General features: G+C 61.9%; 11 protein-coding genes. 6 read left to right on the forward strand and 5 right to left on the reverse strand.

Features of this window, described 5'->3' with window-relative positions; all coding sequences use genetic code 11:
- Nucleotides 1-80: 80 nt before the first annotated feature.
- Nucleotides 81-257: a zinc-finger domain-containing protein gene (locus tag ACR0I0_RS14975; RefSeq protein ID WP_171637437.1), complete on the reverse strand. Its 177-nt coding sequence runs from the start codon at nt 255-257 to the stop codon at nt 81-83.
- Nucleotides 258-344: 87 nt separating this feature from the next.
- Here ACR0I0_RS14975 and ACR0I0_RS14980 point away from each other — a divergent pair, with 87 nt between their 5' ends.
- Nucleotides 345-1,337 (forward strand): ABC transporter ATP-binding protein, encoded by a 993-nt coding sequence (locus tag ACR0I0_RS14980; protein ID WP_171637479.1) that lies wholly within the window; start codon nt 345-347, stop codon nt 1,335-1,337.
- Here ACR0I0_RS14980 and ACR0I0_RS14985 read toward each other — a convergent pair.
- Nucleotides 1,334-1,798, reverse strand: coding sequence for a DUF1203 domain-containing protein (locus tag ACR0I0_RS14985; RefSeq protein ID WP_171724734.1), 465 nt, complete (start codon nt 1,796-1,798; stop codon nt 1,334-1,336). The genes ACR0I0_RS14980 and ACR0I0_RS14985 overlap by 4 nt on opposite strands.
- Before the next feature lie 110 nt (nt 1,799-1,908).
- On the opposite strand from ACR0I0_RS14985, the gene ACR0I0_RS14990 reads away from it, so the two are divergent.
- The 3 genes from ACR0I0_RS14990 (at nt 1,909) to ACR0I0_RS15000 (ending at nt 6,363) form a co-directional block, all read left to right on the forward strand.
- Entirely contained in the window at nt 1,909-4,827 is a 2,919-nt protein-coding gene (locus ACR0I0_RS14990; protein WP_480492052.1) for an error-prone DNA polymerase, read from the forward strand.
- Nucleotides 4,828-4,875: 48 nt separating this feature from the next.
- Nucleotides 4,876-5,289: a group III truncated hemoglobin gene (locus ACR0I0_RS14995; RefSeq protein WP_480492054.1), complete on the forward strand. Its 414-nt coding sequence runs from the start codon at nt 4,876-4,878 to the stop codon at nt 5,287-5,289.
- A gap of 135 nt (nt 5,290-5,424) precedes the next feature.
- Nucleotides 5,425-6,363 carry a DMT family transporter gene (locus tag ACR0I0_RS15000; RefSeq protein ID WP_209835164.1) on the forward strand — a complete coding sequence of 313 codons (939 nt, stop codon included), beginning with the start codon at nt 5,425-5,427 and terminating at the stop codon, nt 6,361-6,363.
- Nucleotides 6,364-6,371: 8 nt separating this feature from the next.
- Here the strand turns inward: ACR0I0_RS15000 and ACR0I0_RS15005 are convergent, their stop codons facing one another.
- Nucleotides 6,372-7,088: an NYN domain-containing protein gene (locus ACR0I0_RS15005; RefSeq protein ID WP_480492093.1), complete on the reverse strand. Its 717-nt coding sequence runs from the start codon at nt 7,086-7,088 to the stop codon at nt 6,372-6,374.
- 92 nt (nt 7,089-7,180) lie between these two features.
- Complete coding sequence (locus ACR0I0_RS15010; protein WP_480492056.1) at nt 7,181-8,293, reverse strand: S-(hydroxymethyl)glutathione dehydrogenase/class III alcohol dehydrogenase; 1,113 nt, start codon at nt 8,291-8,293, stop codon at nt 7,181-7,183.
- 130 nt (nt 8,294-8,423) lie between these two features.
- On the opposite strand from ACR0I0_RS15010, the gene ACR0I0_RS15015 reads away from it, so the two are divergent.
- Complete coding sequence (locus tag ACR0I0_RS15015) at nt 8,424-8,711, forward strand: I78 family peptidase inhibitor (protein WP_171637451.1); 288 nt, start codon at nt 8,424-8,426, stop codon at nt 8,709-8,711.
- Between the two features lie 62 nt (nt 8,712-8,773).
- Nucleotides 8,774-10,426: a DUF6504 family protein gene (locus tag ACR0I0_RS15020; protein ID WP_480492057.1), complete on the forward strand. Its 1,653-nt coding sequence runs from the start codon at nt 8,774-8,776 to the stop codon at nt 10,424-10,426.
- A 3-nt stretch (nt 10,427-10,429) separates the two neighbouring features.
- Here ACR0I0_RS15020 and ACR0I0_RS15025 read toward each other — a convergent pair whose 3' ends face one another.
- A complete protein-coding gene (locus ACR0I0_RS15025) occupies nt 10,430-11,155 on the reverse strand; it encodes an SDR family NAD(P)-dependent oxidoreductase (RefSeq protein ID WP_480492059.1) in 726 nt (241 codons plus the stop codon).
- Nucleotides 11,156-11,290: the final 135 nt, after the last annotated feature.

The following is an 11,290-nucleotide window of genomic DNA, read 5'->3' on the forward strand; positions in this document are numbered from 1 at the left end:
CGTATCCCTGCTTTGGTTGCGCCAAAGCACTAACATGAAAACCGAGGCAAGATTTGGGCCAAACCCGGCTGGTCGGGCAATCAGCCCTGATCACGGCCCTTCAGCACATATTTGCAGTCGCAATACGGGCATTCGACCCAGCCTGTATCCTCGGGGATTTGCAGCCAGACGCGCGGATGGCCCAATGCGCCTTCGCCGCCGTCACAGGCGACACGGGCGGTTTCGACGATCTTGGTTTCCGGCGCTTCGATGGTCACGGCTGGCGATCCTTCTTCGGTTGTCGGCCTCGCGGGCATGTATTAGGTGCGTTTATGAGCGATGAGCAATCCGGGGGCAAGAGCCACATGAGCGATGCGGCAATCAGGATCGAAGGTCTGCGCAAGACCTATCGTGGCGGCAAGGGTCAGCCTGAGAAACACGCGCTGAAGGGCATTGATTTGACTGTTCCCAGGGGCTCGGTTTTCGGGCTGCTGGGCCCGAACGGCGCCGGGAAATCGACCCTGATCAATATTCTGGCCGGGTTGGTGGTGAAGTCCTCGGGCCGTGTGTCGATCTGGGGTTTCGATCAGGATCAGAATCCGCGGCAATCCCGCGCCGCGATTGGTGTGATGCCGCAGGAGCTGAACCTTGACCCGTTTTTCACCCCGCGGGGCGCCTTGGAAGTACAGGCAGGCCTGTACGGCGTTCCGAAATCCGAACGTCGCAGCGATGAAATCCTTGAACTGGTCGGCCTCAGCGACAAGGCCGAGGCCTATGCCCGCACGCTGTCGGGCGGGATGCGGCGGCGGCTGCTGCTGGCCAAGGCGCTGGTGCACCACCCGAAAATCCTGGTGCTGGACGAACCCACGGCAGGCGTGGATATCGAACTGCGCCAGATGCTGTGGGCCAATGTGCGCAAGCTGAACCAGCAGGGCATGACCATCATCCTGACCACCCACTATCTGGAAGAAGCGCAGGAGATGTGCGACGAAATCGCCATCATCAACCACGGTGAAAAGATCGCTCAGGACAGTACCGCCAACCTGCTGGGCCGAATGGACAGCCGGACCATGGTCATTGTTCCCGACACCCCGGTGGTCGACCTGCCGGTGACCGAAGGCGTCGAGGCCAGCTTACGTGAAGACGGCAGCCTGATACTGCAATATCGCAGCGCCCGGACCAGCGCCGAACAGGTTCTGGAATCCGTCCGGGCGGCGGGCATCCGCATCCGCGACGTGCGCACCGAAGAGGCCGATCTCGAGGACGTGTTTCTGGCCCTGACCTCCTCGCGCACCGACGATGCCCCGGCCGACGATCGGGACCAGCCGCGCCGGGGCCTGCACCGGGTCAAGCTTTAAGCCCGGTCGATCCGTGCTTGGTAGCAGTTGTTCCGTGCAGATCTGACGTGAATATAGGCCACGTCCGGGCGGGCAAAAATGTCGCTGACTTTTGCGTTGATCTGATCCTTGGGCGTGATTGCCCCGGTACCATAAACGATCCGGTCATCTGGTCCATACCCCTTGATCAAATAGTCGGGTGCAGTGGTCAAAATCTCGGGCAGGGCGTCGCCTTCATAGCGCTCGCAAGGCGTTGCGCACAGAAAGATCGGTCCTGTTTCAGCGTATGGATGTGGCTCTAAAAAGGGGCGATGCGCCAATATCAGCATCTCTGCGCCTTCGGGAATGTTCTTCAGGCAGTGGCGACAGGGGTTGCCTGCCCCCGACGAAACGGCGCGTTCGGGCGCAGCGCCATATGCATCAGGCTGGCCTGCCTGAAGAGCGCGGACTTCGTCAGTGGGCAGAGCGGTGATCTTGAACATATCAGGTCTCCTTTTTCTGCAACCATGCGCGCCTGGCCAGGTTCAGGCGACCCGTTTCCTGCGCAAAGGACTCGAAAAAGAACAAAACGTGAATATAATGTGGAATCGCCATGTATGCCGAACTGTCGATCACGTCGAACTTCACCTTCCTCACCGGGGCCTCGCACCCCGAGGAGTACATGGAGCGCGCCGTCACCCTGGGCCTGCCCGCCATCGCCATCGCCGATGACAACTCGGTGGCCGGCATCGTCCGCGCCCATACCCAGGCGCGCGAGATCGCCCGCAAGGTCCGTGAGCGCCGCGCGTGGGACGAGCAGAACACGCCCATCGGCCCGCCCTGCCCCGATCACATCCCGAAACCGCCCTCGTTCCCGGTGCATGCGGTGCCGCGCCTGATCCCGGCGGCGCGGCTGATTTTTACCGATGCCCCGCCCGTCACCGCCCTGCCCATCAACCGGCAGGGTTGGGCCAACCTGTGCCGCCTCCTGTCCACCGGACGGCTGCGCGCGGCCAAGGGCGACTGCATCCTGCACCTGTCCGACCTGCTGGAATTTTCCGACGGTCTGCACCTGCTGCTCTGGCCACAGGCGGGCCGCCCAACCGGCGGCGCGAGCGGATGGCGGACACAGGCGGAACAGCTGACGCGCCGCTTTTCCGGTCGCATGCATCTGCTGATTCACCCCCGGTATGATGGCGCCGATAGCGCATTTTTTCATCTGTTAGAGACTGAATCTCATCATCTGAACCTGCCCACAATCGCCAGCGCCGCGCCGATGATGCATCACGGGTCGCGCCGCAAGCTGGGTGATGTGCTGTCCGCGATCCGCCTGCGCCGCAAGGTGGATGATCTGGGCCGCGACGCGCTGGCCAATGGCGAACAGCGCCTGCGCTCGGAACCCGAGATGCTGCGCATTTTCAAGGGCTTTGAGGACGCCGTGGCCCGCGCTTATGCGCTCAGCCAAGAACTCACATTCTCGCTGGACGAGCTGCGCTATGAATACCCCAGCGAGGGCAGCGAGCAGGAAACCCCGACCCAGCGCCTGCATCGGCTGGCGCATGAAGGGTTGAAATGGCGCTATCCCGCCGGGGCGTCCGAGAAAGCCAAAAAGATGCTGGCGCATGAACTGACGCTGATCGGCAAGCTGAAATACGAACCCTACTTCCTGACCGTCCGCGACATCGTCCATTTCGCCCGCTCGCGCGGTATCCTGTGCCAGGGGCGCGGCTCGGCAGCAAACTCTGTCGTCTGTTTCTGTCTCGGCATCACCGAGGTCAGCCCCGAGATGGGCACCATGGTGTTTGAACGTTTCGTCTCCGAGGCGCGGGACGAGCCGCCCGACATCGATGTCGATTTCGAACATGAACGCCGCGAAGAGGTGATCCAGCACATCTATGACTGCTATGGCCGCGAACGCGCGGGGCTGTGCGCCACGGTTGTCCACTATCGGGGCAAGCGCGCCATCCGAGAGGTGGGCCGCGCCATGGGCCTGACCGAAGATACGATCTCGGCGCTTTCCTCACAGCTTTGGGGGTTTTTCTCGGCCTCGGGGCTCGAGGCACAACGGATGCGCGAGATCGGCCTCGACCCCCAAGACCGCCGCCTGAAACAGACTCTAATGTTGGTTCATGAGATCGACGGCTTTCCCCGCCACCTCTCTCAGCACGTGGGAGGATTCATCATCACCGAGGGTCGGCTGGATGAGCTTGTCCCCATCGAAAACGCCACGATGGAGGGCCGCACGGTCATCTGCTGGGACAAGGACGATATCGACAGTCTTGGCATCCTCAAGGTCGATGTCCTCAGCCTTGGCATGCTGACCTGCATCCGCAAGGCCTTCGACCTGATCGGCCAGCATCACCAGACCAGCTACACCCTTGCCACCCTGCCGCCCGAGGATCCGGTGGTCTATGACATGCTGTGCAAGGCAGACTCGGTGGGCGTGTTCCAGGTGGAATCACGCGCGCAGATGAACTTCCTTCCCCGGATGCGGCCGCGCAATTTCTATGATCTGGTGATCGAGGTCGCCATCATCCGCCCCGGCCCCATCCAGGGCGATATGGTTCACCCCTATATCCGCCGCCGGAACGGAGAGGAGGAGGTCAGCTTTCCCTCGGACGCACTGGGCGAGGTCTTGGGCAAGACGCTGGGCGTGCCGTTGTTTCAGGAACAGGCGATGCAGATCGCCATTGTGGGTGCGGGGTTCACCCCGGAACAGGCCGACCGGCTGCGACGGTCGCTGGCGACCTTCAAGAAGCATGGCAGTGTCAGCGAATTCCGCACCCTGTTCCTGCGCGGGATGCAGCGCAACGGCTATGACGCCGAATTTGCCGAACGCTGTTTCTCGCAGATCGAGGGGTTCGGCTCCTACGGCTTCCCCGAAAGCCACGCGGCCAGCTTTGCGCTGCTGGTCTATGCCAGCGCCTGGATCAAGTGCCACCACCCGGGGATTTTCGCCTGCGCGCTTCTGAATTCGCAGCCGATGGGCTTCTACGCCCCCGCCCAAATCGTGCGCGATGCGCGCGAGCATGGCGTGCAGGTGCGCCCGGTCTGCATCAATGCCAGCTTCTGGGACAACGTAATGGAGCCTGACGGTCAGGGCGGGCTGGCCCTGCGGCTGGGCTTTCGCCAGATCAAGGGGCTGAGCGAGGAAGACGCCAGCTGGCTGACCGCCGCGCGCGGCAACGGCTACCATCAGGTCGATGATGTCTGGCGTCGTGCGGGGCTGGGCCCGTCGGTGATCGAACGGCTGGCCGAGGCCGATGCCTTTGCCGCCTGCAGCCTGACCCGGCGCGAGGCGCTGTGGCAGGCCAAGGCAATTGCCACAGCCAAGCCTCTGCCCCTGTTTGCGCAGGATCTGGAAGGCGAGGCGCTGGACGAGCCCGCCGCCCATCTGCCCCGGATGTCGCTGGGCGAACAGGTGGTCGAGGATTACGTCGCCACCCGCCTGAGCCTGCGGGCGCATCCCGTGGCCCTGCTGCGGCACCTGCTGACGCCGGGGCAGCGCGACAATACCACCTCTGTCACATAACGCCGGAACCGCCTATCTGCCAAAAAACAGAGGTGAAAACAGGCCACCATGACCAGACCAACCCTTCCGCCGCGCTTTCCCGCGACGCCCGAGCAGATCAACGCACAGGTTCGCGCCTTTTACGCCCGTGTGCGGCAGGACGCGGTACTTGGCCCGGTATTCGCCAACCATGTCACCGACTGGCCCGCGCATGAGGAAAAGATCGCATCCTTCTGGCGCAACGCCATCCTGTTCGAGCGCAGCTATGACGGCAACCCGCAGCGGGTGCATATCGAACGACCGGACGTGAAGCCCGAGATGTTCGCCCATTGGCTGGACCTGTTCGAAGAGGTCGCCACCCAGACCCTGCCCCCGGAAACCGCCACCCCATGGGTCGCTCTGGCGCGCCGCATCGGTGTTGGGATGAAAGCCGGGGTGCAATCGGCCCGCCAGCCCAAGAACGCGCCACCGATCCTGCGTTGAGCCCACGTCATGGCTGCCTTGCGATGTTAGCGGTAAATTAGGGGCTATGCGGGTCGAGGAAATAGGGTTAGTCAGAGACACGACAGCCCCTTTTGCGCTGCCCCTTCACATCGACACATCACCCGAGGCCGACCCATGAGCACTCAGAACACCACCCTCCGGGGTCTTGGCTATGCATTCGCGGGCTTTGCGGTCTTCGCCACCCATGACGCGCTGATCAAGGTGCTGGGCGGGACCTACTCGGTGATGCAGATCATCTTTTTTGCCACGCTGTTTTCCTTTGTTCCGATGGCCGTGACGATCTTGACGGACCGGACCACGGGCAACTTCCTGCCGCATCACCCCTGGTTGGTGTTGCTGCGCTCGGGTCTGATGGTCACGGCCATGTCCTGCGCGTTCTATGCCTTTTCGGTCCTGCCCCTGGCCGAGGTCTATTCGTTGCTGTTTTCTTTCCCGCTGATCGTCACGGTCCTGTCGATTCCGATACTGGGCGAAGTCGTCCGGGCCCAGCGCTGGGCTGCGGTTGGCGTGGGTCTGATCGGGGTGCTGATCGTTCTGCGCCCCGGCGCAACGGATATCACGCTCGGCCATCTGGCCGCCCTGATGGCCGCATTCTGCAGCGCCTTTGCATCGGTGCTGGTGCGCAAGATCGGAAACGAGGAACGATCGGCCGTGCTGATCCTCTACCCAATGCTGCTGGCGATCGTGGTCATGAGCCTGGCCCAACCGGCCGTTTATCAGCCGCCGTCCCTGTTGCATCTGGCCATGATGGCGCTGGTCGGCGTGTTTTCCGTGATCGCCCAGCACCTGATCATTCTGGCCTATCGCGCTGCGCCCGCCGGCGTCATCGCGCCCAGCCAGTACAGCCAGATCATCTGGGCCACGATATTCGGCATGATGTTCTTTGGCGAAACGCCCGACATGTGGGTCGCAGTCGGGGCCAGCATCATCATCGCGTCCGGTGTGTTCGTTGTCTGGCGCGAGAGCCGGGCCAATGTGTCGCCGAACAAGCCTGTTCTGCGCGTCCGCTCGCCGCGTTCCGACACCGGCGCCTCTGCGCGGCCTGGGTCGTAGGGCGGCTGCTACTGATCTTTCAGTCTGATCTTCAGGCCGCCGTTTTCGCCTGTTTCCTCGAATTTCCCGGTGGCTCGCACCAAGTCGCTCAGGCGCTTGAAGCCATAGGTTCGCGTATCAAAATCCGGATAGTTCATGCTGAGCTGGCTGCCTACCAAGCCAAGGCCCGCCCATCCGTCCGGTTCCTCGGACTTGAGCACGACATTCCGGATTAACTGGAAAGCATGATTCAGCTCTTTTTTGAGCTTAACTGCATTTACCTTCTCGCCGCCATTCATCTCTTCCTTTTTGATGTTCTCAATTAGAATGAAGCGGTTACAGGCTTTCTTGAAGGCGTTGGGCGTCTTTTCCTCGCCGATCCCGAACACGCTCAACCCTTGTTCGCGGATCCGGCTGGCAAGCCGGGTGAAGTCGCTGTCTGACGACACCAGTACAAACCCACCGAACCGGCCGGAATGCAATATGTCCATGGCATCAATCACAAGGGCGATATCCCCGGCGTTCTTGCCAGTGGTATTGGCGAATTGCTGGTGCGGTACGATGGCGTATTCCGCCAGCTTCTCGGCGCTCCAACCCTGCGGCGTGCCGCCCGAGAAATCTCCGTAGATCCGGCGCAGGCTTGCCTCACCCAGTGTGGCAACTTCTTCGAAAATCTCGGCAACATGCTTTGCCGGTACATTCTCGGCGTCAATCAGAACGGCCAGGCGCTCCGTTGCTTCAGTGATCAATTTAGTCCCTCTATTCAAATATTTATCAATATTCTGAAGATAGGAAACAAGAAGGGCGGGTTAAACCCCGCCCTTGCAATTTCTGGTAGTCAGTAAATCACCACAGACCGGATGCTTTCGCCCTTGTGCATCAGGTCGAAGCCGGTGTTGATATCGTCCAGACCCATGGTGTGGGTGATCATCGGGTCGATCTCGATCTTGCCTTCCATGTACCAGTCGACGATCTTGGGCACGTCCGTGCGCCCACGTGCGCCGCCAAAGGCGGTGCCGCGCCATGACCGGCCGGTGACCAGCTGGAACGGACGGGTCGAGATTTCGGCCCCTGCAGGTGCCACGCCGATGATGATCGACTCACCCCAGCCCTTATGAGCCGATTCAAGTGCTGCGCGCATCACGCCGACATTGCCTGTGGCGTCAAACGTATAATCCGCACCGCCCTTGGTCAGGTTGACGAGATACGGCACCAGATCGCCTTCTACTTCGGACGGGTTCACGAAGTCGGTCATGCCGAACCTGGTGGCCATTTCCACCTTGGAGGGGTTCAGGTCGACGCCGACGATCTGGTCTGCTCCGGCCAGACGCAGGCCCTGAATGACGTTCAGGCCGATACCGCCCAGACCGAACACGATGGCGCGGCTGCCGATTTCCACCTTGGCGGTGTTGATGACCGCGCCGATACCGGTCGTGACACCACAGCCGATATAGCAGATCTTGTCGAACGGCGCGTCCTCGCGCACCTTGGCCAGCGCGATTTCAGGCAGAACTGTGTGGTTCGAGAAGGTCGAGCAGCCCATGTAGTGCAGGATCGGATCGCCATCCAAGGTCGAGAAACGAGAGGTGCCATCGGGCATCAGACCCTTGCCCTGGGTTTCCCGGATCGCCTGACACAGGTTGGTCTTGGGGTGCAGACAGTATTCACACTCGCGACATTCCGGCGTGTAAAGCGGGATCACATGATCGCCCGGCTTCAGGCTGGTTACGCCCGGACCCACTTCGACCACCACGCCTGCGCCTTCATGGCCCAGAATGGCCGGGAACAAGCCTTCGGGGTCGGCACCCGACAGGGTGAATTCGTCGGTATGACAGATACCGGTGGCCTTGATCTCGACCAGAACCTCGCCCGCCTTGGGGCCTTCGAGGTTCACATCCATCACTTCCAAAGGTTTGCCTGCCTGAATGGCGACGGCGGCACGGGTACGCATGGTACTTATCTCCCTGTCACTTTTGCCCCGACCCTGCGTCAAATACAGGGTGGTTTCAACTGTGCTTTCTTGGCAGGTTGGCTAATTATTTGATATTGCAGAAACGACATTGCCAGAATGAGGAACGCCAATGCACCGTTTTTTACCGATCTTTATCTTTCTGGCGGCCTGCGCAGACACAAGCGTCCCGCAGGATGTCGCCGCCACCTCAGAAGACGCACCTGTTGATCTGGCATTTTGCAAGGGCGAGCCCTTTGCCGAATCCGTTGGTCAGCCCGTTTCAACGATTCAGGCTGGTCTTCCCGAACGGTCTCGTGTTTTGGGCCCGGACGACATCGCGACACAGGATTACCGTATCGACAGGCTGAACGTCTATGTGAACGACGCCGGTGTTATTCAGCGTCTGACCTGCGGGTAAGCGTGGACTCGGCAGGTGATTCTGAATTAAGAACAAAATAAGAACATCAATGATGCCTGCCGATGCCCAAACGCCGAATTCTTTCGCTCTGGTTTCCCCGTCTGGGGGCCGAACGGCTGGTCCGCGCCGCGCGGGGCCTGCATGCCGGGCCTTTGGCCGTTGTGGCCGAACAGTCGAACATGCAGATCGTCACGTCATTGAATGCCGAGGCGCAGGCCGCCGGATTGCGCGTGGGTCAGCCGGTCCGCGATGCCCATGCCATGTGCGCCAGCCTGATCACCCGCCCTCGCAACGCCCCGGCCGAGGCTGCGTTTCTGACCGCGCTGCGCCGCTGGGCGGGCAAGTTCAGCCCGTGGGTGGCCGAAGAGGCCCCCGATGGCCTGATCGTTGACCTGTCGGGCTGTGCCCATCTGTTCGGCGGTGAAGAGGCCTTGCTGAGCGTGCTTGAGACCGACTGCGCCGACATGGGCCTGAGCGTGCAGATGGGCATCGCCGACACGCTGGGCGCAGCCTGGGCGTTGGCGCGCTATGCCGGGCAAGAGGCCACGTCCGATCGCAACGGCGACGCCATCAACCAAGAGGCCCGCGCCACCCGCGCCCGGGCAAGCAAGCGGCGGCACTGGACCAGGGGCGGGGCCGCGCCACAGGTGATGGCGCTGGGCGGTGGCGCGCGGATTGCCGCGCCGGGGCAGGCCTATGGCGCGCTCAGCCCCTTGCCCATCGCGGCGCTGCGGCTGGACGATCAGACCGTGGCGCAACTGAACCGCCTGGGCCTGCGCCGGATCGGTGATCTGCTGGGCCAGCCGCGTGCCAGTTTGGCACGGCGGTTCGGCCGCGGGCTGGTGTTGCGTCTGGATCAGGCCATGGGCAGCGCGCCCGAGCCGGTCTCGCCCGCCCGTCCGCCCAATCACTTTGCGGTGCGGATGACTCTGCCCAACCCGATTGGCCTGGTCGAAGACGTGATGGCCGCTGTCGATCGGATTCTGCCAACGCTCTGCACCAAACTGGAAGAGAAGGGGCGCGGGGTCCGCACGCTGCGCCTGGAAGCCCACCGTGCGGATCAGGCCGCTGAAATTATCGAGATCGGCCTGGCCCGTCCGACCTATGATAAAAACCGTATTCGCCCTTTGTTAGAGATGAAAGTTGACAAGATCGACGCAGGCTATGGCATCGACTTGCTGCGGCTTGAAGCGATCCAGACAGAACCCATCCACGCCCGCACCATCGCCGGTCATGCCGAAGCGCGCCGCGTGGCCCGCAACCGGCTTGAGGGCAATACAGCCGTGGATGACCTGATTGGGAAACTGGGCGCGCGGGTAGGGCTGGACGCGATCACCCGGCGGCATCCTGCGGCCTCTCATATCCCCGAGAAAACGGCGCAAACGCTGGCGGCGGCCTGGTCGGAACCCGCGCGCGACTGGCCTGCCCCGCCGCGCCCCCGCCCCTTGCAGATGTGGCAGCCCGAACCCGTGATGGCCCCGGAAACCCCGAATGTGCCCCGCACCTTTCGCTGGCGTGGACGAGACTGGCAACTGGCACAGGCCACCGGCCCGGAACGCATCGCGCCGGAATGGTGGCTGGATGATCCCAACTGGCGCAGCGGGGTACGCGATTACTGGGTGGTGGTGACAGAACAAGGGGAGCGCCTGTGGTTGTTCTATGGGCACGGGGGCGCGATGTCCGCAGGCTGGTTCTGTCAGGGGCAGTTTTGTTAGAGTCTATTTCCCACGATAAACCAGCAGATCCGGCAGACAGTCGATCAGACGAATGAACCAGGAAAACGGTGCCGGAAAATCCGTACGGAAACGGCGACGCGCCATCGCCTTGACCACGCGATCCGCCGCATCCTCGGGCGACATCAGCATCGGCATCTTGAAACCGTTCTTTTCGGTCAGTCGGGTCTTGATAAAGCCCGGATTGACGATACGCACCGTCACGCCAGTATCCGCCAGATCGTGTCGCATCGTCTCGGCCAGAGAAATCAGTGCGGCCTTGCTGGCTCCGTACCCGATGGCGGCAGGCAGCCCATGATACCCGGCCAGTGACCCGATCAGAGTAACCTCTCCCTGGCCTGCCCGGACAAAACCCGGAACGGTTTCACCCAGAACCCGCAGCGCACCCAGATAGTTCACATCGCTCATCCTGAGCGACGCCTCGGTGTCCCATTCGGCCGAACGCATGGGGTCATAAGCCCCGGCATTGTAAACCAGCCCATCGACATGCCCCGCCTCGGCAACAGCCGAACGAACAGAGTCTAAATGGGTCACATCGCACCGAATCGCGCGCGCATCCGACAGTTCAGAACACAGTTCGGACAACCTCTCAAGATTGCGCGCAGACAGGATCAGGGAAGCACCCTGTTGGCCAAGCGCATGCGCCAAAGCGCGACCCAGCCCTTCGCTAGCGCCGATGATCCAAATGGTTTTGCCGTCAAAGCTGCTCATGTGTGGGCCAATTCAGTTGTGTTTCACGATAATACGGCCTTGCGCCCGCTTCGGATCAAAACGGTGGCGCAGGTCACGGAAGCTCAAACCAGACGCCACAAGGTAATGCATCTGTTAAAAACTTCTAATCGGATT

The sequence above is a fragment of the Ruegeria sp. AG6 genome (assembly GCF_056541565.1).

What these genes read in the sequence shown, in the direction of transcription:
- ACR0I0_RS14990 (WP_480492052.1), top strand. Translation starts at nt 1,909, where the DNA reads ATGTATGCCGAACTGTCGATCACGTCGAACTTCACCTTCCTCACCGGG.
- ACR0I0_RS15015 (WP_171637451.1), top strand. Translation starts at nt 8,424, where the DNA reads ATGCACCGTTTTTTACCGATCTTTATCTTTCTGGCGGCCTGCGCAGAC.
- ACR0I0_RS14995 (WP_480492054.1), top strand. Translation starts at nt 4,876, where the DNA reads ATGACCAGACCAACCCTTCCGCCGCGCTTTCCCGCGACGCCCGAGCAG.
- ACR0I0_RS14985 (WP_171724734.1), bottom strand. Translation starts at nt 1,798, where the DNA reads ATGTTCAAGATCACCGCTCTGCCCACTGACGAAGTCCGCGCTCTTCAG.
- ACR0I0_RS15010 (WP_480492056.1), bottom strand. Translation starts at nt 8,293, where the DNA reads ATGCGTACCCGTGCCGCCGTCGCCATTCAGGCAGGCAAACCTTTGGAA.
- ACR0I0_RS14980 (WP_171637479.1), top strand. Translation starts at nt 345, where the DNA reads ATGAGCGATGCGGCAATCAGGATCGAAGGTCTGCGCAAGACCTATCGT.
- ACR0I0_RS15020 (WP_480492057.1), top strand. Translation starts at nt 8,774, where the DNA reads ATGCCCAAACGCCGAATTCTTTCGCTCTGGTTTCCCCGTCTGGGGGCC.
- ACR0I0_RS15025 (WP_480492059.1), bottom strand. Translation starts at nt 11,155, where the DNA reads ATGAGCAGCTTTGACGGCAAAACCATTTGGATCATCGGCGCTAGCGAA.
- ACR0I0_RS15000 (WP_209835164.1), top strand. Translation starts at nt 5,425, where the DNA reads ATGAGCACTCAGAACACCACCCTCCGGGGTCTTGGCTATGCATTCGCG.